Origin of the sequence: Achromobacter sp. RTa, from assembly GCF_000757485.1 — a bacterium.
Lineage (GTDB): Bacteria > Pseudomonadota > Gammaproteobacteria > Burkholderiales > Burkholderiaceae_B > Achromobacter.
In genome coordinates this window covers 268569-293631 of the sequence record NZ_JPYO01000046.1, presented here as the reverse complement: position 1 = coordinate 293631, position 25063 = coordinate 268569, and the positions used below count along the sequence as shown (strand labels likewise).

Annotated in this window: 17 protein-coding genes; 6 read left to right on the top strand and 11 right to left on the bottom strand. The window is 68.7% G+C overall.

Annotation, left to right across the window (positions count from 1 at the left end):
• Positions 1 to 2: 2 nt before the first annotated feature.
• From glgB to glgA, 4 genes are read right to left on the bottom strand one after another with little or no spacing between them, the layout of a single operon-like run.
• Complete coding sequence (glgB, locus tag JL37_RS28440) at positions 3 to 2201, bottom strand: 1,4-alpha-glucan branching protein GlgB (RefSeq protein ID WP_081955244.1); 2199 nt, start codon at positions 2199 to 2201, stop codon at positions 3 to 5.
• The gene (gene treS / locus JL37_RS28435) at positions 2198 to 5560 is read right to left on the bottom strand and encodes a maltose alpha-D-glucosyltransferase (protein ID WP_052097659.1); all 3363 of its coding nucleotides are present in this window, start codon (positions 5558 to 5560) and stop codon (positions 2198 to 2200) included. The genes glgB and treS overlap by 4 nt, the downstream gene beginning before the upstream one ends.
• Before the next feature lie 15 nt (positions 5561 to 5575).
• On the bottom strand, positions 5576 to 8791 hold the full coding sequence (locus tag JL37_RS28430) for an alpha-1,4-glucan--maltose-1-phosphate maltosyltransferase (RefSeq protein WP_043548590.1): 3216 nt from the start codon (positions 8789 to 8791) through the stop codon (positions 5576 to 5578).
• An 11-nt stretch (positions 8792 to 8802) separates the two neighbouring features.
• Positions 8803 to 10368, bottom strand: a complete 1566-nt coding sequence (gene glgA / locus JL37_RS28425) for a glycogen synthase GlgA (RefSeq protein ID WP_043548588.1) — start codon at positions 10366 to 10368, stop codon at positions 8803 to 8805.
• Positions 10369 to 10548: 180 nt separating this feature from the next.
• Here glgA and JL37_RS28420 point away from each other — a divergent pair, with 180 nt between their 5' ends.
• The 4 genes from JL37_RS28420 (at position 10549) to JL37_RS28410 (ending at position 14226) form a co-directional block, all read left to right on the top strand.
• Positions 10549 to 12321: a thiamine pyrophosphate-requiring protein gene (locus JL37_RS28420; protein ID WP_043548586.1), complete on the top strand. Its 1773-nt coding sequence runs from the start codon at positions 10549 to 10551 to the stop codon at positions 12319 to 12321.
• Between the two features lie 51 nt (positions 12322 to 12372).
• Positions 12373 to 12660: a hypothetical protein gene (locus JL37_RS30245; RefSeq protein WP_231570449.1), complete on the top strand. Its 288-nt coding sequence runs from the start codon at positions 12373 to 12375 to the stop codon at positions 12658 to 12660.
• On the top strand, positions 12647 to 12985 hold the full coding sequence (locus JL37_RS28415) for a YqjD family protein (RefSeq protein WP_043548585.1): 339 nt from the start codon (positions 12647 to 12649) through the stop codon (positions 12983 to 12985). The genes JL37_RS30245 and JL37_RS28415 overlap by 14 nt, the downstream gene beginning before the upstream one ends.
• Before the next feature lie 131 nt (positions 12986 to 13116).
• Positions 13117 to 14226 (top strand): DUF748 domain-containing protein, encoded by a 1110-nt coding sequence (locus JL37_RS28410; protein ID WP_043548583.1) that lies wholly within the window; start codon positions 13117 to 13119, stop codon positions 14224 to 14226.
• On the opposite strand, the gene JL37_RS28405 is transcribed toward JL37_RS28410, so the two are convergent.
• From JL37_RS28405 to JL37_RS28395, 3 genes are read right to left on the bottom strand one after another with little or no spacing between them, the layout of a single operon-like run.
• Entirely contained in the window at positions 14210 to 15244 is a 1035-nt protein-coding gene (locus tag JL37_RS28405) for a lysylphosphatidylglycerol synthase domain-containing protein (RefSeq protein ID WP_043548582.1), read from the bottom strand. The two genes, JL37_RS28410 and JL37_RS28405, sit on opposite strands and share 17 nt — an antisense overlap.
• On the bottom strand, positions 15241 to 16434 hold the full coding sequence (clsB, locus tag JL37_RS28400; protein WP_043548581.1) for a cardiolipin synthase ClsB: 1194 nt from the start codon (positions 16432 to 16434) through the stop codon (positions 15241 to 15243). Before clsB ends, JL37_RS28405 begins: the two co-directional genes overlap by 4 nt.
• On the bottom strand, positions 16431 to 17198 hold the full coding sequence (locus JL37_RS28395) for an endonuclease/exonuclease/phosphatase family protein (RefSeq protein WP_043548580.1): 768 nt from the start codon (positions 17196 to 17198) through the stop codon (positions 16431 to 16433). The genes clsB and JL37_RS28395 overlap by 4 nt, the downstream gene beginning before the upstream one ends.
• A gap of 194 nt (positions 17199 to 17392) precedes the next feature.
• Between JL37_RS28395 and JL37_RS28390 the strand changes: the two genes are divergently transcribed.
• Positions 17393 to 19030: an ABC transporter ATP-binding protein gene (locus tag JL37_RS28390; protein ID WP_043548579.1), complete on the top strand. Its 1638-nt coding sequence runs from the start codon at positions 17393 to 17395 to the stop codon at positions 19028 to 19030.
• Positions 19031 to 19052: 22 nt separating this feature from the next.
• Here JL37_RS28390 and JL37_RS28385 read toward each other — a convergent pair whose 3' ends face one another.
• The 4 genes from JL37_RS28385 to JL37_RS28370 all read right to left on the bottom strand — a co-directional run bounded on the left by JL37_RS28385 (position 19053) and on the right by JL37_RS28370 (position 22756).
• A complete protein-coding gene (locus JL37_RS28385) occupies positions 19053 to 21197 on the bottom strand; it encodes a TonB-dependent siderophore receptor (RefSeq protein ID WP_081955243.1) in 2145 nt (714 codons plus the stop codon).
• A 47-nt stretch (positions 21198 to 21244) separates the two neighbouring features.
• Positions 21245 to 21649: a DUF2946 family protein gene (locus JL37_RS28380; protein ID WP_043548578.1), complete on the bottom strand. Its 405-nt coding sequence runs from the start codon at positions 21647 to 21649 to the stop codon at positions 21245 to 21247.
• A 20-nt stretch (positions 21650 to 21669) separates the two neighbouring features.
• Positions 21670 to 22383 carry an MgtC/SapB family protein gene (locus tag JL37_RS28375; RefSeq protein ID WP_043548577.1) on the bottom strand — a complete coding sequence of 238 codons (714 nt, stop codon included), beginning with the start codon at positions 22381 to 22383 and terminating at the stop codon, positions 21670 to 21672.
• A 73-nt stretch (positions 22384 to 22456) separates the two neighbouring features.
• Positions 22457 to 22756, bottom strand: a complete 300-nt coding sequence (locus JL37_RS28370; protein ID WP_231570448.1) for a hypothetical protein — start codon at positions 22754 to 22756, stop codon at positions 22457 to 22459.
• Positions 22757 to 23465: 709 nt separating this feature from the next.
• On the opposite strand from JL37_RS28370, the gene JL37_RS28365 reads away from it, so the two are divergent.
• Positions 23466 to 25043: a TerC family protein gene (locus JL37_RS28365; RefSeq protein ID WP_043548576.1), complete on the top strand. Its 1578-nt coding sequence runs from the start codon at positions 23466 to 23468 to the stop codon at positions 25041 to 25043.
• Positions 25044 to 25063 lie beyond the last annotated feature (20 nt).

Genomic DNA, 25063 nt, shown 5'->3' with positions numbered 1-25063 from the left:
GTTCAGCCTTCGTGCGACAGGAAAAGAGTGGCCAGGGGCGGCAGGGTCAGGGACAAGGCCTGGGGCTGTCCATGCGCGGACACGTCGGCGGTGCGGGCGCGCCCGCGGTTGCCCTGGCCGCTGCCGCCGTAGTCGGTGGCGTCGGTGTTCAGTTTCTCGGCCCAGGAGCCCGCGCGCGGAACGCCGATGCGATAGCCGTGGCGGACGACGGGCGTGAAGTTCGTGACGGCCAATAGATGGCTCTGTCCGTCGCTGCGGACGAATGCGACGACGCTATTGTCCCGGTCGTCGAGAATGGACCAGGCGAACCCCGCCGGATCGGCGTCCAGCGCGTGCAGGGCCGGCAGGGCCCGGTACAAGCCGTTCAGGTCGGCGACGAGCCGCTGCACCCCGCGATGTCCCGGATGGTCGAGCAGATTCCAGTCCAGCGCGGCGTCGTGATTCCATTCCGCCTGCTGGGCCAGCTCGCCGCCCATGAAGAGCAGTTTCTTGCCGGGATGCGCCCACATGAAAGCCAGGTAGGCGCGCAGGTTGGCCAGCCTGGCCGCCATGTCGCCCGGCATCTTGCCCAGCAGCGAGCCTTTGCCGTGCACCACCTCGTCGTGCGAGAGCGGCAGAATGAAGCGTTCACTGTATGCGTACACCATGCCGAACGTGATGTCGTGATGATGGTGTTTGCGATGCACGGGATCGTGCGCCAGGTAGCGCAGCGTGTCGTGCATCCAGCCCATGTTCCACTTGTAATGGAATCCCAGCCCGCCATCGGCCACCGGCGCCGTCACGCCCGGCCACGCGGTGGACTCCTCGGCCACCATGATCGCGTCGGGAAATTCCTCGCGCACGGCGCCGTTCAAGTCCTGCAGGAAGCGCACGGCTTCCAGGTTCTCGCGGCCTCCGTAGCGGTTGGGGATCCACTGGCCCGGCTGGCGGCTGTAGTCGCGATACAGCATCGAGGCCACGGCATCCACCCGCAAGCCGTCGATGTGAAAGCGGCGCAGCCAGTGCAGCGCGCTGGCGATCATGAAGGCCTTCACCTCGGTGCGGCCCAGGTTGTAGACCAGAGTGTGCCAATCGGGGTGGTAGCCCTCGCGCGGATCCTCGTATTCGTACAGCGCGGTGCCGTCGAAGCGGACCAGGCCGTGCGGATCATCGGGGAAGTGCGCGGGCACCCAGTCCAGGATGACGCCGATACCGGCGGCGTGGCAGCGGTCCACGAAGCGGGCGAAGGCGGCGGGCGGCCCATACCGGGCGGTAGGCGCGAACATGCCCAAAGGCTGGTAGCCCCAGGATCCGCCGAACGGGTGCTCCATGATCGGCATGAGTTCCACATGGCTGAAGCCCATGGCGCGCGCGTAGGCGGGCAGTTTGTCGGCCAGCTGGTCCCAGAGGCAGGCGCCTTCGCCGGGCGCGGCCCAGGATCCGGCGTGTACTTCGTAGATCGAGATCGGGGCGGCGGGAGCGTGGCGTTCGCGTCGTTCTTGCATCCATGCCTTGTCCTTCCAGGAATAGGGGGTGGAGTCGTCCACGACGGATGCCGTGGCGGGAGGCGCTTCACTGCGGCGGGCCATGGGATCGGCCTTCAGTTCCTGGCGGCCGGCGCCATCGGTAATCGCGAATTTGTAGCGCTCGCCCGGCTGGATGCCGGGAATGAATATCTCCCACACACCGGCGCGGTGGCGCAGCCGCATGCCGTGGCGGCGCGCGTCCCAGCCATTGAAATCGCCCACCACGGCGACGCGCTTCGCGTTGGGGGCCCACACCGAGCAACGCAGCCCGGAGATGCCGTCCACCTCGGCCAGGCGCGCGCCCAGCGCCTCCTCGGCGCTGCGCCAGGAGCCATCCGCGAGGCCGCGCAGCGTGTCGTCGTCCAGCAGCGCGCCGAAGGCATACGGGTCCGCGGTCAGCTGTTCGGCGCCGGGCCAGCGGATGGCGAGCCGGTACGAGGCGCCGTCGCCGGGGCGGGCGTACGGCACGCGGCCGGCGTACAGGCCCGGCGCCTGCTCGCGCAGCGGCGTGCGCGCGCCTTGGGGGTCCAGCGCGTCTACGCCCAGCGCGCCCGGCGCATACACGCGCAGCCATTCATGATGCGGCCCCAGCACGGCAAAGGGATCCCCGTGGAGGCCGGCGTCAAGCGCGGCCAGCTGGGCCGCATCGATAAGGCTGCCGGTATCGCCGGTATCGGTCCGTGCCTCCTGGCTCATGGCGATTTCCCCTCCGCCTCGATCGCGGCCGACAGCAGCAGACCGCGGGCGAGCTCGGTCAGCGCGCACAATGGGATCGAGATCCAGTCCGGCCGGTGCGCGGCTTCGTAGCTCACCTCGTAGGCGGCCTTTTCCAGCTGGGCCAGGGCGAGCAGCGAGGCCTCCCGGTCTTCGGGCGGAATCAGGATCGAGGGCCGGGCGTCGCGGTAGCCTTGCAGAAAGGCTTCGGCCGCGCGCAGCCGGAAACGCGCCAGCAGCGCATCGCGCAGTTCGGCGGCCGCGGCGGCGGCGGTCACGCCCGGGGACTCGGCCGCGCCGGCATTGGCGTCCGATGGCGCGCCGCCGATGGCGTCTGCGCGGGACATGGAGGCCGCCGCATAATCGAACGAGCGCAACATGCCCGCGACGTCCCGGTAGGGCGAGGCCAATGCCCGGCGCGTCCGCAGGCCGCTGGCGGGTTCCCCTTCGAAATCGATGATGTAGGCGTCGGCCTGCGCCACCAGCACCTGCCCCAGGTGGAAATCGCCGTGCGTGCGCAGGCACAGCACGCCTGTTTCGGCCTGCGCCATGGCGGCCACGCGGGCCGCCAGCCGGCCATGGTGCTCGAAGTACCATTCCGCGCAGGCTCGGGAAGGCGCTTCCAGTTGGTCGAAGCGGGCGCGCAGGTCGTGTTCGGCGCGGTCGAGCAGGCGCTGCACATGCCGGGCCCGCGCGTCGGCGTCCGCCTGGTTCGCCCGGCGCGGACGGAACGCCGGGTCCTCCGTGGGCTGCGCCAGCGCGGCGTGCATTTCCGCCAGGCGCGCGCCCATGGTGGCCGCCATCGCGGCGTAGCCCTGCAGCACCTGTTCGAATTCCTCCGGGTCCTGTCCGACCAGCAGCGCGTTGGCCAGCGTCCGCTTCAGCGTGTCCAGCGTCCAGTTCCAGGCGTCGCCTTCGTTGGCGACATAGCGGTGCGCGATCGCCAGGGTGTGGACCACGCCGTCGGCGTCGACGCGCTGCACTTCGCCCAGCAGCGCCGGAACATTGGCGTAGCCCGCGTGCGTAAGATAGCGGGTCATCTCGGCTTCAGGCGAACCGCCGGCCCGCACGGCGCGGATCAGCTTCAGGATGACCTGTCCGTCGACGATGACCGAACTGTTCGATTGCTCGGCCGTCAGCCACTGCAACTCAGCCTCGTCGGCGAGCTCCATGGCAGCCAGCCCTGTTTCCGGCAGGAAGCGGATGACGCCGGGCTTGTCTCCAGGCTTGCCGCCGCTGCGGCCGTCCAGTTCCGCGCCGGCCTGCAGCGCCTTGAGCACGCCGCGCACGAAACCGGGCTGCAGGAAGGCATCGGCCAGCATGCCGACCTCGGCGCCGCGGCGGACCCGGGCAATGGCGTACTGGATGGGCGCGCTTTCGTCCCAGGCCAGCACGAAGGGCGCCTGGGCGCGCAGGCCGCTGACGCCGTCCTGGGGCTCGACCTCGGCCCAATAGTATTCACCCTCGGCGGTGGGGAACGGCGTGGCGTAGGCCAGTCGCGCGCGGGCGGGCGGCTCGCTTGCCGGGTACCAGCGCTGGCGCGCCAGGTACTGCGGCAGGATTTCGCGCTCCAGCGTCTCGCGCGAGGCGTCCGTCAGCGCCGCGCCGCCGCGCGCGCGCAGCACCAGCGTGACCAGCTCGGGCATCTGGGCCGGCGCGGTGGCGTGCCAGTCGGGCGGAGCGGCCTCCACGCTAAGATCCATCCAGTAGAACGCGTAGGGCGGCAGCGTCAGCAGATAGGGCAGTTCGCCGATCGCCGGGAACGGCGTCCCGCCCAACATCTCCACCGGGACCCGGCCTGCGAACTCCTGCAGGGGCAGCTCCACCGGCTGCGCCGCATTGGAAAGATTTGCCACGCAAAGAATGGTCGTGTCCTGCCATTGGCGCAGGTACGCGAGGATCTTGCGGTTGCCGGCAAAGATGAAGCGCAGCGCGCCGCGCCCGAAAGCGTGGCTCTGGCGGCGCTGTGCCAGCAGGCGCCGGGTCCAGTTCAGCAGGGAATGCGGGTCGCGCTGCTGCGCCTCGACGTTGACGGCCTCGTAGCCGTACAGGGGCCCCATCAGGACGGGCAAGGGCAGCCGCTCCGGATCGGCGCGCGAAAACCCGCCGTTGCGGTCCGGAGACCATTGCATCGGCGTGCGCACGCCGTCGCGGTCGCCCAGGTGCACATTGTCGCCCATGCCCAGCTCGTCGCCGTAGTAGAGCACCGGCGTGCCCGGCATGGACAGCAGCAGGCTGTTCATCAGTTCCACGCGGCGGCGGTCGCGCTCCAGCAAGGGCGCCAGCCGGCGGCGGATGCCGAGGTTGATGCGGGCGCGCGGATCGGCCGCGTACACGTTCCAGAGGTAATCGCGTTCGCGGCTGGTCACCATTTCCAGCGTCAACTCGTCATGGTTGCGCAGGAATATCGCCCATTGGCACGAAGCGGGAATATCCGGGGTCTGCCGGATGATGTCGGTGATGGGGAAGCGGTCTTCCTGCGCGATCGCCATGTACATGCGGGGCATCAGCGGGAAATGGAACGACATATGGCATTCGTCGCCCGCGCCGAAATACTCCTGCGCGTCCTCGGGCCATTGGTTGGCCTCGGCCAGCAGCAGGCAGTGCGGATACTCGGCGTCGATCACTTCCCGGATCCGCCTGAGCACTGCATGCGTTTCCGGGAGGTTCTCGTTGTTGGTGCCTTCCCGCTCGACCAGATAGGGCACCGCGTCCAGGCGCAACCCGTCCACGCCCATGTCCAGCCAGTACCGCATGACGGACAGCACTTCCTTCAGCACCTGCGGATTGTCGTAGTTCAGGTCCGGCTGATGGGAGTAAAAGCGGTGCCAGAAATATGCGTTCGCGACGGGATCCCAGGTCCAGTTGGATTTCTCGGTATCGCAGAAGATGATGCGGGTGTCGGCGTAGGCCTTGTCGTTGTCCGACCAGACATAGAAATTGCGCGCCGCCGAGCCCGGCTTGGCGGCGCGCGCCCGCTGGAACCAGGGATGCTGGTCCGACGTGTGGTTCACCACCAGTTCGGTGATGACGCGCAGGCCGCGCGCATGCGCCGCGCGGATCAGCTTGCGCAGGTCGGCCACGGTGCCGTAGTCCGGGTGTACCCCGCGGTAGTCGGCGATGTCGTATCCGTCGTCGCGGCGCGGCGACGGGTAGAAGGGCAATAGCCAGATCGTATTGACGCCCAGGTTGGCGATGTAGTCCAGCTTGGAGAGGAGGCCGGGCAGGTCGCCGACGCCGTCGTCGTTCGAGTCGAAGAAGGACTTGACGTGCAACTGGTAGATGACCGCATCCTTGTACCAGAGGCCGTCGTCCTGTATAGGCTGGGTTTCGCTGATCATGGAAACAGTGGGATGTCATCCGTGCAGCGACAGGCGCCACACGCGATAGGGTTGATCGGGATGCAGCGTCAGGCTGCGGCTCTTGCCCTGCCAGGTATCGCGGCTTTCTCCGAGCAGGTCTTCGGCGGCGATCAGGCCAGCGTCGGGCTGGCCGAACAGCCAGAACGGGGCCTCGATGCGCGCCGTTTGCGGCTGGAATGGATCCAGGCTGATCGCGGCCAGCACCACGTTGCCGTGGCCGGGCGTGCTCTTGTAGAAGGCCAGCACCCGGTCATTGCCGCTTTCCGCGAGCGTCAGGCCGCGATGGCTTTGCAGGGCCGGATTGGCGCGGCGGATCTGGTTCAGGCGGGCGATCTCGGCTCGGATGTTCCCCGGGCCGCGCCAGTCGCGCTGGCGCAACTCATACTTCTCCGAATCCAGGTATTCCTCCCTGCCGGGCAGCGCGGCCGACTCACAGAGTTCGAACCCGCTGTACATGCCCCACAGTCCGGCTCCCAGGGCCGCCAGGGCCGCGCGGATCAGAAAGCCCGGCCGCCCGGACGTCTGCAGGAAATAGGGGTTGATGTCGGGCGTGTTGACGAAGAAGTGCGGGCGGAAGAAGTCCGCGACGGGCGGCGACGACACCTCTCGCAGGTAGGCCGCGAGTTCGGCCTTTTCGTTGCGCCAGGTGAAGTAGGTGTACGACTGGCTGAAGCCGACCTTGGCCAGCCGGTACATCATCTTCGGCCGGGTGAAGGCTTCTGACAGGAAGATCACGTCCGGATACTCCGCATGGACGTCGGCGATCAGCCACTGCCAAAAGGGCAATGGCTTGGTGTGAGGGTTGTCGACCCGGAAGATGCGCACGCCGTGCCTGGCCCAGAACAGCACCACGTCGCGCAGCGCCCGCCACAGGGCCAGCTTGCGCGCGCGCCGGGGCCCGGGGCCGTAGAACCCGACATTGACGATGTCTTCGTATTTCTTGGGCGGGTTCTCGGCATAGCGCAGCGAACCGTCCGGGCGCCAGGAGAACCAGTCGGGATGCTGCGCCAGCCAGGGATGGTCCGGCGAGCACTGGATCGCGAAATCCAGCGCCATTTCCATGCCGTGCTCCCTGGCCGCGTCCACCAGCCTGAGGAAGTCCTCCAGGCGGCCGAGTTGCGGTTCGATCGCGTCGTGCCCGCCTTCCGCGGCGCCGATGGCGTAAGGGCTGCCGACATCGCCCGGCTCCGCGCGCAGGCTGTTGTTGCGGCCCTTACGGTTGCGCTGGCCGATGGGATGGATCGGCGGCAGGTAGAGCACGTCGAACCCCATTGCGCGCACGTCGGGCAGCCGCAAGATGACATCGTCGAAGGTGCCGTGGCGGCCCGGCTCGGGCGCTTGGGAGCGGGGAAACAGCTCATACCAGCTGGAGAAACATGCCTGGGCGCGGTCGACCCAGAGCGGGTAGGGCTCGGGGCTGGTGGTTTCGAACGGCCGGTCGTCCAGGGCGCGCATGGACCGCGCGAGATCTTCGTCCAGCAGGACGGATACCTGTTCGGCCGCCGCCGGCTCGGCCTGTCCGGCATCGGGCGCGTCCAGCCGGTCCAGCGCGTCGCGCACCGGCGCCGTATCGGCAGCCGGCGCGGCGCCGCCCCGGGCCAGGGCGGCCCGCAGCAGCTCCAGGCCTTCCTGTATCTCAAGGCGCAGGTCGAGGCCTGCGCGGTGCTTCAGTTCAAGGTCGTGCCGGAAGGTCTGCCACGCATCGAGCCAGGCGCTGATGACGAATTCGTGGGAGCCGACCCGCCGAGGCCGGAATGCGGCCTCCCAGCGGTCATTCTCGCCGCGCGCGAGCGGCACGGTCCGCCAGCGCATTTCGTCGGCCGCGCGCCAACGCAATTCGGCGGCCAGCTGCTCATGGCCGTCCATGTAGATGTCGGCATGCACCACGATGCGTTCATGGGGGATGCACTTGACGGCGAAGGCGCCGTCATCCACGGCGGGGCCTACCTGTTCCATGGCGATGCGCGGATTCGCGCTGCCATCCCCGCGCGCCCGATGGCGGCGCGACGGTTCGCGCACCGGTTGCGTGGGTTCGAGCAGGAAGAGGGCGCAATCGCCTGGCGCCAGGGTGTGGCCCGCAGTCGTTTCGCCAACGGGAGGAGCGAGCGGAACGATATCCGCGGCAGGCAGCATCGGCGCCAACGTGTCCCAGTCCAGTTCGGCGCCGGCGCTGGCCGATGGATTCAGGGCGAGCGCCGCGGTAGCCCCCTCGGCGGTGCCGCGCAGCAACACCGTGCAGCGGCCGTCCCGTCCTCCCGCCATGCGCAGAGGACCCTTCAGGCGCGCGTCGGCGAACCAGCGGTTGACGGCCTCCACGTCCGGGAGCGTCCGCTCGTCGCCCTCGTCCAGCATGAGACCGTCCGCGCACAGCGCCGCGGCCCAGATAGCGCGCCGGCCGCGACTCGCGGAGGCGGGCGACGCCTGCCCGGATTGGGGAGGCGAGGCGATGACGGGGCCAATCGCTCTTAGCCGCGCATCTTCCTCGGCCAGCCATTCGTCCTTGAAGTTCCACCACGGCAGCGATGAGAACAGCCCGTCGAAGCTGGCGCCGCGCAGGCCGGCAAGCGCGCCGGGCGCCAGGCCGGGAGTCCAGGCCAGCAGTCTCAAGCCGGGATGGTGCCGCCGTAACGTGGTGGCGAGTGTCGCCCAATCCTCGCCAGCCAGGCTTTGCGGCGCGTGGAAGGCGAAGCCCGTAACCCCGTGGCTGGCCCAGCGTTCCAGGCGTTCGGTCCACGATGCGAGGAATCCGGACGGCAGCGGCCCCGCGGGCAGGTACCGCACGCGGCGGGCTTCCGCGGGTTGCCGCGGATCGCGGGCCGGGTCTTCGGGGGGAGCCTGGTACCAGCCCGGGCCGGCAGTTCCCGCCACCGCGTTGTGGGCGCAGCGGTCAAACAGGACATCCACGTACAGCGCCAGCCCATGTTCGGCCAGTTGCCCCGCGGTGCGCTTGAACCATTGCGTGATCGGAACGGCGGCGCCGTCCAGCATGGCGGTGTCGGCGTCCAGCGGCGCGTGGCTGCCGCCTTCCGGAGTCAGCAGCCACGGCGCGGGCAGGAGCAGGGCGTTGAACCCGCGTTGCCGCAGGCGGGCGTAAAGAGCGGGTCCCAGCGCGGCGGCCGGGGCCCAGCCAGACGGGCTTTGCGCGCCGCCGCGGGCATGGTACAGGCGCAAGGGGGCCTGTACAGGGACGGCGGCAGTCGTGGTCGGCACCGGATTCCTCCCTACACTGGCGCCGGCATGGCGCTGCCGGAGCGCCGACGTGCGCGGAGCGCGGCCGCGCCCAGGGCGCGATCGGCGCGCGCGGGCGCCGCGCTCCGGAAATCGGCGCCGGCCAGCGACCGGTACAGGCTGGCGTACAGCCCGATGGCGGACCGCCAGCCGAAGTCGGCGCTCATCGCGTTGCGTTGCATGATGCGCCACAGCATGGCGTGTTCGCGCAAATGCACCGCGCGCGCGATCGCCTCGCCCATGGCGGCGGGGCTGTCGCCGTCGAACAGCAGGCCATTGGCGGACGCCATGGCGGAGAGCGGCGCGCGCGGCCCCGGATCCTCGATGGTGTCTGCCATGCCGCCGACGCGCGAGCCGATGGGCAGCGCGCCATAGCGCATGGCGTACAAAGGCGTGAGGCCGAAGGGTTCGAAGCGGCTCGCGTGCAGCAGGATGTCGGAACCGGCATGCAGGCGATGGGCTGCCGGTTCGTCATAGCCGATATGGGCGGCGCAACGTCCCGGATAGCGCTGGGCAAGCGCTCGCAAGGCGTCTTCCAGCTGGTGGTCGCCCTGGCCCAGGATGGCGATCTGCAGGTTCGGATGCCGCTCCAGGGCCTCCGGCAGGGCCTGCACGGCCACGTCGGCCATCTTCTGCTCGGTCAGGCGGCTGCCCATGGACATCAGCGTGGCGCCCGCATCCACGGCCAGCCCGAATTCATGCTGCAGGGCGGCCTTGCAGCGCGCCTTGTTGGAAAGGTCGCTCACGGAGAAGCGCAGCGCGCCCAGATGCGGATCCCTGGCGGGATTCCACAGAATGTTGTCGATCCCGTTTGGAATGGGCAGCAAGTCCCCGGCGCGGCGGCGCAATAGCTCGTCCAGGCCGCAGCCGAATGCGGGCGTCATGATTTCGCGCGCATAGGTATGGCTTACCGTCGTGACCCGGTCCGCGTAGCGGATGCCGGCCTTGAGGAAGTTCAGCTGGCCCCAGGCCTCGGCGCCGTCGCTGCCGCGATAGGGCTCCGGTATGCCCAGGCTTGCCGCGCATTCCATGGGGAAGCGGCCCTGGAAGGCAAGGTTATGGATGGTCATGACGCTGCGCGTGTCATGCAGGCCATAGGCGCGCATCAGCAAGGGAACCAGTCCCGCGTGCCAGTCGTGCGCATGCACGATGTTCGGGGTGACGATGCCTGGCAGGCCGCCCGCCACGCGCACCGCGGCATGGGCCAGCGCCGCGTAGCGCAATGCGCTGTCGGCGTATTCGCGGCCCGCTTCGTCCAGGTAGATGCCGGCGCGGTCATACAGCGCGTCGTTCTCGAGCAGCAGGAAATCCAGGCCGGATTGCGGGCATCGGCCCGCGAGCAGCCGGGCATCCCCGGTGGGAAGATTGTGCAGGGGCGCCACGACCCGTATTTCCTGCAGCCGCGCGCGCACGCCGCGGTAGGCGGGCAGCAGAATGGCCACAGGCATGTCCGCCTGCGCCAGCGCCCTGGCCATGCCCGTGATCGCATCTCCAAGGCCGCCCGTTTTGGCCAGGGGAAATGCCTCGCCCGCCACTATCAGGGTTCTAGTCGTCGCCATGCCTGCTCCCAGTGAGCTGCGGGGCGCCGAGAAAAAAGCGACGCGTCCGCCGAAGCCCTTGTAGGCGCAAGTAGCGTGCCCAAATCCCGCCCGCCATGTTTTCTTTTGTATCGGCGCCGCCGCCCGGGCATGGAGCTTGCTGCGTTCATGGCCTTGCGCCGTCCACTCCGGGAGAAAGGTATGAAAACTGTGTCGGACTTCGTTCTTGAAAGGCTCTCGCAATGGGGCGTCAGAAGAGTCTTCGGCTATCCCGGCGACGGGATCAACGGCCTGATCGGGGCGTTCGGCCGGACGGAGGAACCGCTGGAATTCATACAGACCCGCCACGAGGAAAGCGCCGCCTTCATGGCCTGCGCCCACGCAAAATTCACGGGACAGGTCGGCGTGTGCATGGCGACCTCCGGACCAGGCGCCATCCATCTGCTGAACGGGCTCTACGACGCCAAGCTGGATCACCAGCCGGTGGTGGCGCTGGTGGGCCAGCAGGCCCGCAGCGCCCTGGGCGGGGACTACCAGCAGGAAGTGGACCTGATCAGCCTCTTCAAGGACGTGGCGCATGATTTCGTGCACATGGCCGCGAGCGCGGAGCAGGCGCGCCATATGATCGACCGGGCCCTGCGGATCGCGATCGAGCGGCGCGGCGTGGCCTGCGTCATTTTTCCAAACGATGTGCAGGATTTGCCGGCGGTTGAAACGCCGCCTCGCGAACACGGAACCGTCCGCACCGGCATCGGCCTGACGTCCCACGCCGGCGTGCCCGGCGAAGCCGCCTTGCGCAACGCGGCCGACATCCTGAACCGGGGCGAACGGGTCGCCATGCTGGTGGGCGCGGGGGCCCTGGAAGCGGGCGCCGAAGTCCGCGAGGCGGCCGAACTGCTGGGCGCCGGCGTGGCCAAGGCCTTGCTGGGCAAGGCCGTGGTGCCCGACGGTCTGCCATACGTGACTGGCTGCATAGGCTTGCTCGGCACGCAGCCCAGCTGGGACCTGATGAATGAATGCGATACCTTGCTCATGGTGGGGACGTCGTTCCCGTATGCCGAATTCCTGCCGGAGGAAGGGCGGGCAAGGGCGGTGCAGATCGACCGCGACGGGCGCAAGCTCAGCTTGCGCTACCCCGTGGAGCTGGGCCTGGTAGGCGACAGCCGGCTCACGCTGCAGGCCCTGATGCCGATGCTGGAACACAAGGCGGCGCGCCGCTGGCGCGAGCGCATCGAGAAGCAGGTTGCGCGTTGGCGCGAAACAGTGCGCGAACGCGCGCTGGTGGAAGCCCGCCCGCTCAATCCGCAGCGTCCCTTCCTGGAGCTGTCCAACCGGCTTCCGCCGCGGTGCATCCTGACCTGCGATTCCGGCTCCGCCGCGAACTGGTACGCGCGGAACGTGGATTTGCGGGAAGACATGATGGCCTCGCTCTCGGGCGGACTGGCCACGATGGGTTGCGGCGTGCCGTACGCGCTTGCCGCCAAGCTTGCCTATCCCGAACGGCCCGTGATCGCGCTGGTGGGCGATGGGGCAATGCAGATGCTGGGCATCAACGAACTGATCACCATCGCGCACCGATGGAAGGAATGGGCCGACCCCAGGCTGATCGTCATGGTGCTGAACAACGGCGACCTGAATCTGGTGACCTGGGAGCAGCGCGTCATGGGCGGCGATCCGCGCTTCGCGGACTCGCAATGGCTGCCCGAGTTTTCCTACGCGGACTATGGACGCCTGCTGGGCCTCGAAGGCATCCGGGTGGACAGTCCGGAGGAGGTGGGGCCCGCCTGGGACCGCGCCTTGGCAGCCTCCAAACCCGTGGTTCTGGAGATGGTGACCGACCCCGAAATTCCCCCCTTGCCGCCGCACATACCGGCCAAGCAGATCGGCGCCTACGTCCGCGCGCTGCGCAAGGAAGACGCGGCGGCGGGCGGCGCCGCCTTGCGCGCCACGATCAAGCAATGGTGGGCGGGCTGAGCCAGCGTCCGCCGCCAATTCCAAGCTTTGCGTACTGTTCAGGAGCCCATCATGGCAACGCCCACATCGCCAAAACCGTCCGAGTCCGGACAGGGGGGGCCGCCCGCGCCCGACCAGAGTCCCGCTGAGCATCCGGCGCCCGATCCGGCCGGCCGCAAGACCGACCGGCACGGGCACTGGCCGCCCGACAGCCTGCCCAATCCCATGCCCGGGCTGGACCCGCAACAGACCCCAGGCATCGACCGGCTGGCGGGCACGCCGCTTGCGGATGCGGTGCGCATCCGCGCCGGACAGGGCTGGAGGCGGACTTTATCAAGGAGAACCTATGAGCAAGCATGAAAGATTGCGCGACATGTTCCATCCGGCGGACAGTTCCGCGCGCACGATCCGGGAACTGATCTCCGGGACCGAAGCGCTCCTGCGCAGCACGGCCAGCTATGGCGGATCCGAAATCGAATCCGCCCGCGACCGCCTCAAGCAGCAGCTGGAGGCCGCGCGCGAACAGGCCAAGAGCTGGGAACGCGTCGCCTGGGACCGCGCCAAGAACGCGTCGCACGCCGCCGACGACTATGTGCACGAGAACGCCTGGAAGAGCATGGCCGGCGCGGTGCTGATCGGCGTGCTGGCCGGCGCGTGCCTGATGTCCGACCATTGGCGCCGCTGAGGCATCTCATCCTTTTTGCCCATTGATGATCCGCCAAGGATCCAGGACGATGCACAGGTTGCGCCGGGCGCAAGGCTACGCGAGGGCGGGGCCGGGAAGACCGGTCCGCCCTCTCACTTCGGGAGCTCACGATGAGCATGAACGCAGTCGCGCCGCGCGGCCGGTCGCCCTGGGGCAACGCCCTGGCGGTCCTCGTCCTGCTTGCGGCGGTGGCTGGCGTCCTGGCGTTCGCAGCCGTGCGCATTGCGGAACAGCGCATCGCCAACATGCTGGGCCCCCGCAGCCAGGTGGCCGACGTCCGCGTCGGGTTCACCGAGGTGGTGCTGACCGACGTGGTCGTAAGCGGCGGGCCGGGCCAGGCCGACGCGCGGGCGCGCCGCATCGTCCTGCGCCCCGAGTGGTCGGCGCTGCTGCAGCATGAGACCGTGTTCACCAGCGTGCTGGTCGAAGGCTTCGACTTCGCGGTCGTGCGCGAGGCGGATGGAGACATGAGCATCGCGCCTGCATTGCAGGCCGCGTTGCGCACCGGCGAGCGGGGAGAAGGGCGGCCAAGCCGGGGCAAGACCATCCGCATCGCGGATCTGGCGCTGCGCGACGGCCGCCTGATGTTCGAGGATAAGGCGGTGTCCAAGCCCGCTCACCGGATTCCCTTCATCAATGTCCAGGCCAGGTTGCGTCCCGTGTCCGTGCCGGGCGACGGCACGCGCAGCGACATGGAATTCAGCGGCAACATCGACGACCCGCAAGGCAGGAGCTCGACAGTGCGCGCGCAAGGTTCGCTCGTCGTGGGCGGCACGGACGCCGACATCGAGGTCGCGGTGCGGGGCATGGGCATCCGCCACGCGGCGCCGTACCTCGCCGAGAACGGCGCCGGCTCGCTGGCCGCGGGCGCGATGGACCTGGATATGAATACAGCGATCGCCAACCGCAAACTACGGGCGTCGGGAACCGTGGCCCTGCGCGGCTTGAAGTTCAGCGGCGACGGTTCCCTGTTTTCGCTGCCCCGCAAGGCCGTGCTGGCCGCACTGAAGGACAATACCGGCGTACTGCGCTTCGATTTCGTGCTGGCCGGCAATCTGGACAATCCCAAGTTCTCCGTAACGCGAGGGTTTTCCGCCCAGGTGGCCCAGGGGTTCGCGCACGCGATCGGCGTAGGCGCGGAGGGCGCGGCGGAGGGCGTGACGGGCGCGGTGAAGGAACTGGGGAACGCCCTGTCCGACCTGCTCAGTCCAAAGCCTTGAACGACGAACCGTTCTGTTCGCCCGGATCGGCCGGCTTGGCCGCCGCTGCGCGGGCCTGTGCTTGGCGCCGTCCGCGGCGCAGGCGCAGTTCGATCAGCAGGAAGGCCGTCAGCGCCAGGCAGAGCGGAGCGAATGCGTAGAGCGCGCGGTAGACCAGCGCGGCCCCAAGCACTTCCGGCGCGGGGATCTGCGGGGACAGGGCAGCCACGAAAATTGCCTCGGTAGTGCCCAGGCCGCCCGGCACGCGGATCACGACGGCGGCGAAGCTGGTGCACAATAGAACGCCGAGCACCGCGGGATAGTCCGCCTTGCCCTGCAGCAGCACGTACACGATGGCGCCCATCAAGGACCAGGACAATGCCGCAGCCGCGCTCTGCGCCACCGCCATGCCGGCGCCGGGCAAGACCGCATGCTGGCCCATCCACGTCCAGGTCCGGCGGCGCGCCAGCGCGCAGAAGGCCAGGTAGGCGGTGGCCAGCGCCAGCAGCGCCACGCCGGGCAGGCGCAGCACGTTCGGCCCGCCCCAGCCTTCGGGCACCGGAACCGCGCCCCAGGCGAACAGAGCTCCCGCCAGCCAGCCGTAGCCGATCCAGTTCGACGCGGCCGAAAACAGCGCGACCCGGGTGGCCACCGATTTGCGGCAGCCCAGGCGGGCATACAGGCGCAGCCGCGCGCCCAGGCCGCCGATCAGCACCCCGAGGTTCAGGTTCAGGGCATAGCTTGTCATGGCCACGCCCAGCACCTTGTGCCAGGGCAGGGTATGCCGCGTGTAGCGCTTGGCCAGCAAGTCCATGGCGCCATAGGCCAGGTATCCGGCAACGACAAGCCCCGAGGCCAGCGCAATGGTGCCGGCGGGAATCTTGCGCATCGAGATCCAGACCTGCGGCCAATCGACGGCGCGGCCAAAGTGGACCAGCAGTCCGGCAACCACGATCAGCACCAGCGCGGGCAAGACGCGCTTCAACCGGGGCCAGCGGTGCCGCAGGGCGCGCGTCAGCGTGGATCGGAACACTCTCATGCCGTCTCTCTTTCGGTCGTCATCGGCAGGGACCGCAGGCGCGGCTTGTGCGCGGGCAGGCTGCCGGCCCAAGCGGGAAAGCGCCGCAGGAAGTGGAACACCACGACGCCGATCCAGAGGCGCCGCAGGCGGCGGGTGGAATTCGGGCGCAACTCGATCTGCCGGCAATCCTGTTCGATGAGGCGGTCTAGGCTCTGGCGCAGGGCGGCATTGAGCCCGGAGTCGCGCGCCACGACGTTGGCCTCCAGGTTCAGCGCCAGGCTCAGCGGGTCCAGGTTGCTGGAGCCTATCGTCGCCCAGTCGTCGTCCGCGCAGGCGACCTTGCCGTGCAGCGGCCGTTTGCAGTATTCGTATATCTCCACGCCGGCGTCGATAAGGTAGTCGTACAGCATGGACGCCGCCAGCCGGGCGACCAGCACGTCGGGTTCGCCCTGCAGCAGCAGCCGGACCCGCACGCCGCGGCGCGCCGCATTGGCGAGATCGTGCAGCAATTGATAGCCGGGGAAGAAGTAGGCGTTGGCGATCAGCACGTCGTGGCGGGCCGCGCGCACCCCCGCCCGGTAATAGCGTTCGATATCGGTGCGGTGCTCGTGATTGTCGCGCACGACAAGGCGGCCGCCGCCGTCCCCCGCGGGCATGGGATCCCAGCGGGCGGGCCTGCGGCCCAGCCGCCGCGGCCGGCCCTGGACAAGCGCGGCCCGGGCATAGTCCGCGATATCCGCGGCCAAGGGCCCCTCGATCCGGACCGCGTAGTCCTGCTTGGCTTCGGGGCCGTAGTCGGGCAGGTGGTCCGCCGAGAAATTGATGCCGCCCACGAACGCGCAGCGGCGGTCCACGGCGACGATCTTGCGGTGCATGCGCCGGAAAACGTTGGTCCGCACGCCCAGGAAACGCGGGCGCGGATCGAACATGTGGACGCGGATTCCGCTTTCCGCCATGGCGCCCACGAAGGCTTCGCCCAGCTCGTCGGACCCATAGCCGTCCACCGTCAGGTCCACGCTCACGCCGCGGCGGGCGGCAGCGATCAGGGCGCGCTGGATCTCCTGGCCCACGGCGTCGTCGAAGAGGATGAAGGTCTCGACCAGCACCTCGCTGCGCGCGTCCGCGATGGCTTCCAGCACGGCGGGGAAGTAGCCGGTGCCGTTCTCCAGCAGCGTGTACCGGTTGTTTTCGCGCCAGCGCAGGTTCATAGGGCGATCTCCGCGCAGATCGGCACATGGTCGGACAGGCGCGACCAGACGCGCGAGGCCAGGGGCACCGGTTGCCAGTCCCGCACGCTGCGGACATAGATCCGGTCCAGGCGCAGCAGCGGCCAGCGCGCCGGGAAGGTGCGCGCGGGCCGGCCCAGCCGGGACGTGAAGACCTCGCATGTGCCGCAATCGCGCATCAGCCCATCGGCGCGCAGCCGCCAATCGTTGAAATCGCCAGCGATGAGCAGTGGCTCGTCGGCCGGCACGCCGTTGGCCACCAGTTCGCACAGGCGAGCCAGCTGCCGGCCCCGGTGCCGCTCCAGCAGCCCCAGGTGCACGCAGATCGCGTGCACGGGGGAGCGCAGCGAGGGCAGCCGCAGCACGCAATGCAGCAGGCCGCGGCGCTCATGCCCGTTGACGCTGACATCATGGTTCTCGTAGCGCTCGATGGGGTAGCGCGACAGGACGGCGTTGCCATGGTGGCCCGCCGGGTACACGGCGTTGCGGCCATAGGCAAAATCGGTCCAGAGCGTGTCGGCCAGGAACTCGTACTGGGACAGGGTGGGCCAGGACCGATGACGCTCGGCATGCTCCTGGTGTTCGCCCAGCACTTCCTGCAGGAAGACGATGTCGGGGCCCGCGGCGCGCAGGGCGTCGCGCAGTTCGTGCAGCATGAAACGGCGATTGAAGCTGGTGAAGCCCTTGTGGGTGTTGACGGTCAGCACGGTCAGCGTGGTGGCGTCGATGTAGTGCGAAACGGGCATGGGGGCTCCGGTGGACGCTATCCCGCCGAACGGAGCAAGCCGCGTGCCCGGAAAGTAAAAGTGCGTAACGCGCGCCGCCCCTCGATAGGCCGGCAGGGCCGGCGCCGCGGCGCGCATGAGCAAATGAAAAATGGGCATTTCCCGGACCGCGCGCGTGGACCTATCATCCGCAGCTTCCTTCTTGCGGAACGCTCATGGCCGATTTGCTGCGTATCGAAAATCTCACCGTGGATCTGCCGCCAGGCGCGGATCGTCCCCACGCCTTGAAGGATCTGTCGCTGTCTGTGCGTGCCGGGGAAATCCTGTGCGTGGTCGGCGAAAGCGGCTCGGGAAAATCCCTGGCCGCGGGCGCCATCCTGGGGCTGTTGCCCGAGGGCGTGCGCGCCAGCGCCGGACAGGTGCTCTGGGAAGGGCAGGACCTGCTGCGGCTTGCGCCGGACGCGCTGCGGCGCCTGCGCGGCAAGCGCATCGGCATGATCTTCCAGGAACCGATGACGGCCCTGAATCCCTTGCGCACGATCGGCGACCAGATCGGCGAGGTGTTCCGGACCCACACGCGCCTGCCGCGCGCGGAGATCCGGCGCCGCTCCCTGGAACTGCTCGAATCGGTGCGCCTGCCGCAGCCCGGACAGGCGCTGGGCGCGTATCCGCACGAACTGTCCGGAGGGCAACGCCAACGGGCCATGATCGCCATGGCGCTGGCGCTGGAGCCAGCGCTGCTGATCGCCGATGAACCCACCACCGCGCTGGACGTAACCACGCAGGCGCAGATCCTAAACCTGATCCACGACCTGCAGCGCCGCAAGGGCACGGCCGTGCTGTTCATCACGCACGATTTCGGCGTGGTGGCCGAAATCGCCGACCGCGTCGCGGTGATGCAACGCGGCGCGCTGGTGGAAAGCGGGACGGCGCAGCAAGTCCTGGAGCATCCGCGCCATCCCTACACGCGCGCCCTGATCGGCGCGGTTCCGCCGCTTGCCGCGGGCGCGGCGAGCCGGCCTGGCCGCGCAGGCGCCCCGGCGATACTGGCCACGCAGGACCTGGCCAAGATTTACCGGAAGCGGGGCTGGCTGGGCCGTCCGGGCCGCGAGGCCCGCGCGCTGGACGGCGTGACGCTGGCCTTGCGGCAAGGCGCCACGCTAGGCATCGTCGGCGAAAGCGGATCAGGAAAATCCACGCTTGCGCGCGCCTTGCTCGGGCTGGCGCCGCCCGACGCGGGGGAAATCACGCTGGCCGGCGCGCCCCTTGCGTTCCGGGGAGCCGCGGCGCGGCGCGCCCACGCCAGGCGCGTGCAGATGGTGTTCCAGGATCCCTACGGCTCCTTGAACCCCCGCCAGCGCGTGGGCGAGATCGTCGCGCGCGGCCCCATGGTGCACGGCGCGACGCGGGCCGAGGCGATGGCGCGCGTGCGGGAACTGTTTGAGCTCGTCGGCCTCTCGCCCGACGCGGCGCGGCGCTATCCGCACGAATTCTCGGGCGGACAGCGCCAGCGGATCGGCCTGGCGCGGGCGCTCGCCATGCAACCGCAAGTGCTGATCGCGGATGAGCCCGTGTCCGCGCTGGACGTGTCGGTCCAGGCCCAGGTGCTGGCCCTGCTGGCCCGGCTGCGCGAACAGCTCGGCCTGTCCATCCTGTTCATCACCCACGATCTCCGCGTGGCCGCGCAGGTCTGCGATGACGTCGCCGTCATGAAGGACGGCCGTGTGGTGGAGGAGGGGCCGTGCGCAGAGGTATTCAGCCGGCCCTCGCATCCTTACACCCGGGCCTTGCTTGCCGCTGTGCCGGGGCGCCGCTGGGATCCGGCCGCCGCCGCATTGCGGGAGGCGGCCTGATGCCTGGATCCGCGCGCGGGCCTCAGAAGCGGTAGTTCGCGCTGAGTTCCACCCGGCGGCCTTCGCCCAGCAGCCACTGGGTCTGGTTGTAGTAGGCGGTTTCCGCGTACTTGCGGTCGAACACGTTGAACGCGCGCAGGGCCAGGCTCAGGTCCCGGCGCGGTTCCCATAGCAGCGCCAGATTGGTGGTGGTATAGCCCGCCATCTCCAGCCGGTTCGCCGCGTCCGCATAGCGCTTGCCCACATAGCGCAGCCCCGCGCTGGCCGTCCACTGGGGCGCGAACTTCCAGCTGATCCATGCATTCGCCACGCGTTCGGGCACATCCGTGGGCACATTGCCGTTGCGGGACACGTTGACGCCGTTGACCGATTCGCTGAAATCGTCGTAGCGCGCCCGCAGCGCCACCGCATTCAGATCCAGCCGCCAGGCGGGCGACAGCTCCACGCCCAGCGTCGCTTCCAGCCCGCGCGAGGATTGCTCGCCCACCTGGATGCGCAACGAGGGATCGTTCGGGTCTCGCGTCACCAGGTTGTTCTTGCGGATATGGTAGGCCGCCAGTGTCCATTGGCCTTTGCCGTCCCAGAAGGTCTGCTTGACGCCAACCTCGATCTGCTTGCCTTGCGACAGCTCGAAATCCTTGTTCGCGGGAGACAGCAGCAAGAGGCTGCCAATGGGATCGGCGGCCTGCGCGTACTGGCCATAGACGGACAGGGTCGGCAGCACGTCGTAGACGGTTCCGACGCGCCAGCCGACATTCGTGAACGTCGTGCGGAAAGCGGTCTGGTCCGCGACCAGGTCGCGCCGCTTCAGGTCGATATGGTCGTAGCGCACGCCGCCCAGGATGGACCATGCCGGCGTCAGCATCAGCCTGTCTTCGGCGAACAGGGCGTACTGGGTAGCCGTGTTGCGATAGCGGGGCGTGGTGCCCGCGACGTTGATGAAGCGTCCGTGGTCCACGTCGTACGGGTCCACCAGCGAGGTGCCCGAGTAAGGCGAGTTGTTGGTGTGCTTGAGCGAAGCGCGGTTCAGCTCGAAACCCACGGCAACCTTGTTCGCCAGGCCCAGCAAATGGCCGTCGAAGGTTGCGTCGGTGATGGTTCCGGCCTGTTCCTGGTCATGGAAGATCTCGGTATAGGCCGTGCGGCGGATCATGTCGCCGGGCACCCAGGCGTAGTTCTCCACGTCGCGGTAGTCGCGATCGCTGCCGATGTAGTACACGCGGCTGCGCACCTGCGTCGCCGGATTGGGCGACCATTCCGCCTTCAGCTCGGTCCGGCTGTCGCGATAGATGATCTTGCTGTCGGCCACGTTGTAGTTCTGCTTGCGCAGGGAGTAGTCCATCGTGCCGTCCATCAGCGGCGTGCCAAAATAGCGCGTGGGCTCCTGCCAGGCATAGGCCTGGGTCAAGGTGAAGTTCAGTTCGGGCGACACGTCCAGCCTCAGCGCCGCGGTGACCGCGGCGTCGCGCGAGTCGCCCAGGCTGATGCCGGAGTCGCTGTGATTGCCGCTGATATCCAGCCGGTACGACCACTTTTCGTCCAGCGCGCCGCCGCTGCCGAAGCCGAAGCGCTGGGTGTCGTGCGTGCCCACGGTCGTCTGGATCTCGTTTTCGATCGGGCCGCGCGTAGGCTTCTTCGGAATGACGTTGACCACGCCGCCGATGGCGCCTTCGCCGTACAGCACCGACGCCGGGCCGCGCAGCACCTCGATGCGGTCCACCGCCCAGGGATCGTAGATGAAGGTCTGGCCGACCCCGCCGTATTGGCGCACCCCGTCGTACAGCTGGGCGACCGAGTTGGAGTCGGTGAACCCGCGCGAGGACAGGGACGATCCGCCGTTGCCGGGATGGCGCATTGCGCTGATACCGGCGGCCTGGGTGATCGCGTCGGTTACCGTTACCGCGCCGCGTTCGCGCAGCTGTTCATTGCTGATGATTTCGATGCTGGCCGGCGTTTCGAAGGGCGTCAGGCCCAGCAGGGTGCCGGTGCCGGTCGGCTCCAGCAGGGTGAGGGGCGGCGCGTCGCCGGATACGGAGATGCTGGGAAGGGTGGCCACGGGCGCATTCTGGGCATGCGCCGGGGCCAGCGCGGGCATGAAAGCGAGCGCGGTCCAGGCGGCCGCGCGCCGCTTCAGAACGCGTTGCGTCCTGGCGGAAATAGAAGACATGGGTACTCTCGGTAAGCCAAGGATTGCCGCCGCAAGGCGGCGCGGATTCAGCTGGATACCGGGAGGAAAGGCGGGGCGCGGGCCCCCAGGGGCCCGCCGAAGGCGGAGGAGAGGGCCGCGGCGGGCGGCGCCCGGGCGGCCAGGGGATGCGCCATGACGGCCGCCGCCGCGGCCTGCAGCAGCGGCGACGGCGGCAGCGCCACCGCCGCAAGCGCGATGCCCATCGGGCAGCTGGCGGCTTGCGCCGCGTGGCGCTCGTCCGGCGCATCGCTGGATTTGCCTGGCCCCGCCACCCAGATCGGCCCCGCCGCCGAGCACAGCTGTATCAGCGTGCCGCCTTGCTGCGTGGCGGGCATGAAGCCTTGGGGCACCATCGCCTTCAACGCGAACAACGCCATCACCAGCCACAAGGCGGCGGTATTGCGGGCGAGGGAGTTCAATGGACGGCGCATGGTCGGCGCCTATTATGCCCTCATACGGCGCGCGCCGCCCAGAAAGCCGTACGCACGGCGGGCGACGCGGCGATGCCGGCAACCACGCGGTCCAGGTCCAGCTCGTCCACCGAGGCTTCGCTGAGCGCCGCCTCGATCTCCACTTCGTTCTCGCCGAACTGGTCGATCTTCAGTTCCGACAGGGGCAGCTGCTCGGCTTCCAGCACCTCTTCCAGCACTGCCATGGCGGCCTGGCGCTGCTCCATGTGGGCAATGAGATGTATGACCGTCGTGACTTCCGTCGTCTGCGCGTCCACCGGCTGGCGGTTGACATAGCTGACGACAGGGCGCAACAGGGTATTGGCCGCGAGCACGAAGGCCGTGGCGGCCACCGCTTCCAGCATCAGCGACGCGCCGGCGCAGGCCCCGATGGCCGCGGATCCCCACAAGGTCGCGGCGGTGTTCAGGCCGCGGATGCTGCCGCCTTCGCGCATGATGGCGCCCGCGCCCAGGAAACCCACTCCCGATACCACATAGGAAATCACGCGCGCTCCGCCGTCGGCGCCTCCCACCCTGAATGCCATGTCCACGAATATGGCGGCGCCCACCGCGACCAGCACGTTGGTGCGCAGCCCCGCCGTGCGCTGCCGGAACTGCCGTTCGAAACCGACGATGGAGCCCAGCACGAAGGCGGTGAACAGGCTGACCGCCGTATTGGCCAGGGTGAGGAATTGGATGTTTTCGAAATTCTTCATGGTCTACTCCGTGCCGGGGCGGCTTGCGCGCGCCATATTCGGACATTCATGCGGATTCTTGATGACACCGGCCTCAAGCCGGCAGCACGGCAATGGCGGATCCGGCCTCGTTCTGCCAGTGCAAACGCCGCACGCCGGGGCTGCGGCCCAGCCGCAGCGCGATCGCGCCGAGCTGCCTGCGCCGCCGCGCGGGGCATCGCAGCGTGACGATGGTGCAGGCCAGCTGGTCGGATTCCGCCCGCGACAGGCGTACCGATTGCACCCGCAGGTCCAGGTCCCGCAGTTCGTAGTACAGCTGCTTGCGCAGCGCGTTCAGCGTGGCGCCGAGGCTCACGATGGTGAATTGATAAGAAAGGAATTGCTGGGCGCGCATCGTCGTCTCCTTACGGGGGAGCACGGTGGTAGGTCCACATGCACGCGCCGCCCGGCCGGCTACGCGCGTGGCGATGCCGGCGTATCGGGTCGGTAAGCGGTAGGGGGAGGGCTGGGGGCCGGGATGCCGAAGGCATCGGGGCTGGTAGAGCCGGTTCCTGGCTTTGGGCAGGACCGGCGCGGAATCAGGTCCGCGGATCCTGCGTCAAGCGGCGCTTGCAGTCGTGTTGCGACTACATCCGTCGTTGTCCACGTTGATCTCTATGAGGTTGAAAGTGCGGCGAGTATAGCCTTTCCTAGGGTAAACACCAATGAATTCGTGCGATGGACAGCCTCCGCACCGGAGCCCGTCGCAATCTAAGGTAATATTCAGGTTCCAGTAAGAAAGAGAGCAAGGTGGATGCGCCGCCGTAACGCTGCCCCGGCAGCCTGGGCCATCCGCCATCTATGAACGAAGACCCACCTCCTAGGCCGGCGCCGCCACAGCGCCGGCGCCCGACACCCCCTCCCGGCAATGCCGCGGCCCGCGCCGCGCGCCTGTCCACAGACTCCACGCTGGCCGCTGCGGCCACTCCGCGCCTGGGTTGCCGCGCTCCGCCGCGCGCCTGCCCATGCGCCGCTGCGCCCGCCGCCCGGCGCCCATCCCCTTTCCCTCCCAATGATCCTGGCGACGCCCTGGCGCGTCCCATCACGCCTTCCGTGGAACTTTGATGATTTTCGATTGGATGACCGACCCCACCGCCTGGCTGGGCCTGGCGACCCTGGTCGTGCTTGAAATTGTGCTGGGCATCGACAACCTGGTGTTCATCGCCATCCTGGCGGACAAGCTGCCGCCCGGCCAGCGCAACCGCGCGCGGCTGATCGGCCTGACGCTGGCCATGGTCATGCGCCTGGGCTTGCTGGCGAGCATCGCCTGGGTGGTCACCTTGACCGAGCCTCTGTTCACCCTGCTGGGCGCGGAGATTTCCGGCCGGGACCTGATCCTGATCCTGGGCGGCCTGTTCCTGCTGTTCAAGGGCACGATGGAGTTGCATGAACGGGTGGAAGGCAGCGCCAGCCACGAAGGCGGCCAGAAGACGCAGCACGCCGTGTTCTGGCAGGTCATCCTGCAGATCGTCGTGCTCGACGCCGTGTTCTCGCTGGACTCCGTGATCACCGCCGTGGGCATGGTGCAGGACCTGAGCATCATGATGATCGCGGTGGTCGTGGCGATGGCGGTCATGATGCTGGCCAGCCGCCCGCTGATGGGCTTTGTCGCGCGCCACCCCACGGTGGTGATCCTGTGCCTGGGCTTGCTGCTGATGATCGGCTTCAGCCTGGTGGCCGAAGGCCTGGGCTTCCACGTGCCCAAGGGATACCTGTATGCCGCCATCGGTTTTTCGATCCTGATCGAACTGTTCAACCAGCTGGCTCGCCGCAACCGCGCCAAGGGCGCGCATGCGCTTGGCCGCAGGCAGCGCACCGCGCAGGCCGTGTTGCGCCTGTTGCGAGCCAAGCCCGCCGGCCAGGCGGGCGGGCAGGTGGACGAAGTGGTCGCGCTGGTGGACGGCGCCGGCGACGAAGCGGCGTTCGCTCCCGAGGAAAGCTCCATGATCGAGCGCGTGCTTTCCATCGGTTCCCGGGACCTGCGGTCCATCATGGTGCCGCGCGGCGACATCACCTGGCTGGACGTGGCGGACGCGCCGGAGGCCATCGTGCGCAAGTTCGGCACCGGCCATTCGCGGCTTCCGCTGTGCGCGGGCGATCCGGGCAATGTGCTGGGCGTGCTGCACTTCAAGGACGTCCTGCCGCTGCTGCGGAACCCGGGTCCGATCGACCTGGTGGAGCTGGCGCGAGAGCCGCGCTACGTGCTGGAAACCATGCCGGTGCTCAAGGTGCTGGACGAATTGCGCGCCTGCCGCGACCACATGCTGATCGTGGTCGATGAGCACGGCGTATGCGAAGGCCTTGTCACCCCCATGGACGTGCTGACCGCGGTGGCGGGCGACCTGCCCGAGCACCAGGAGGACCAGCCGGAGGCCTTGCGCCTGTCCGACGGATCGTGGCTGCTGGGCGGACGCCTGGAGGTGGGCGAAGCCGCCCGCTTGCTGGAGGCGCCGGAACTGGCGGACGACTACCCTGACGCCACGCTGGCGGGCTGCCTGTTGCGCGCTGGCGGCAGGATTCCCGAAGCCGGCGATGCCATCGACTGGCGCGACTGGCGCTTCGAAGTGACCCGCCGCGACGGGCTGCGCATCGACCAGGTGCGCGCGAGCCCGGCCCAGGCGGAGGCTCATCCCGCGGGCTGACCCCTTGGTGAAAGCAACAC

Bases quoted from the DNA above. Each gene is read 5' to 3' on its own strand.
- JL37_RS28365 (WP_043548576.1), top strand. From the start codon at position 23,466: ATGATTTTCGATTGGATGACCGACCCCACCGCCTGGCTGGGCCTGGCG.
- clsB (WP_043548581.1), bottom strand. From the start codon at position 16,434: ATGAACCTGCGCTGGCGCGAAAACAACCGGTACACGCTGCTGGAGAAC.
- JL37_RS28395 (WP_043548580.1), bottom strand. From the start codon at position 17,198: ATGCCCGTTTCGCACTACATCGACGCCACCACGCTGACCGTGCTGACC.
- glgB (WP_081955244.1), bottom strand. From the start codon at position 2,201: ATGAGCCAGGAGGCACGGACCGATACCGGCGATACCGGCAGCCTTATC.
- JL37_RS28410 (WP_043548583.1), top strand. From the start codon at position 13,117: ATGAGCATGAACGCAGTCGCGCCGCGCGGCCGGTCGCCCTGGGGCAAC.
- glgA (WP_043548588.1), bottom strand. From the start codon at position 10,368: ATGGCGACGACTAGAACCCTGATAGTGGCGGGCGAGGCATTTCCCCTG.
- JL37_RS28390 (WP_043548579.1), top strand. From the start codon at position 17,393: ATGGCCGATTTGCTGCGTATCGAAAATCTCACCGTGGATCTGCCGCCA.
- JL37_RS28385 (WP_081955243.1), bottom strand. From the start codon at position 21,197: ATGTCTTCTATTTCCGCCAGGACGCAACGCGTTCTGAAGCGGCGCGCG.
- JL37_RS28420 (WP_043548586.1), top strand. From the start codon at position 10,549: ATGAAAACTGTGTCGGACTTCGTTCTTGAAAGGCTCTCGCAATGGGGC.
- JL37_RS28415 (WP_043548585.1), top strand. From the start codon at position 12,647: ATGAGCAAGCATGAAAGATTGCGCGACATGTTCCATCCGGCGGACAGT.
- JL37_RS30245 (WP_231570449.1), top strand. From the start codon at position 12,373: ATGGCAACGCCCACATCGCCAAAACCGTCCGAGTCCGGACAGGGGGGG.
- treS (WP_052097659.1), bottom strand. From the start codon at position 5,560: ATGATCAGCGAAACCCAGCCTATACAGGACGACGGCCTCTGGTACAAG.
- JL37_RS28370 (WP_231570448.1), bottom strand. From the start codon at position 22,756: ATGCGCGCCCAGCAATTCCTTTCTTATCAATTCACCATCGTGAGCCTC.
- JL37_RS28375 (WP_043548577.1), bottom strand. From the start codon at position 22,383: ATGAAGAATTTCGAAAACATCCAATTCCTCACCCTGGCCAATACGGCG.
- JL37_RS28380 (WP_043548578.1), bottom strand. From the start codon at position 21,649: ATGCGCCGTCCATTGAACTCCCTCGCCCGCAATACCGCCGCCTTGTGG.
- JL37_RS28405 (WP_043548582.1), bottom strand. From the start codon at position 15,244: ATGAGAGTGTTCCGATCCACGCTGACGCGCGCCCTGCGGCACCGCTGG.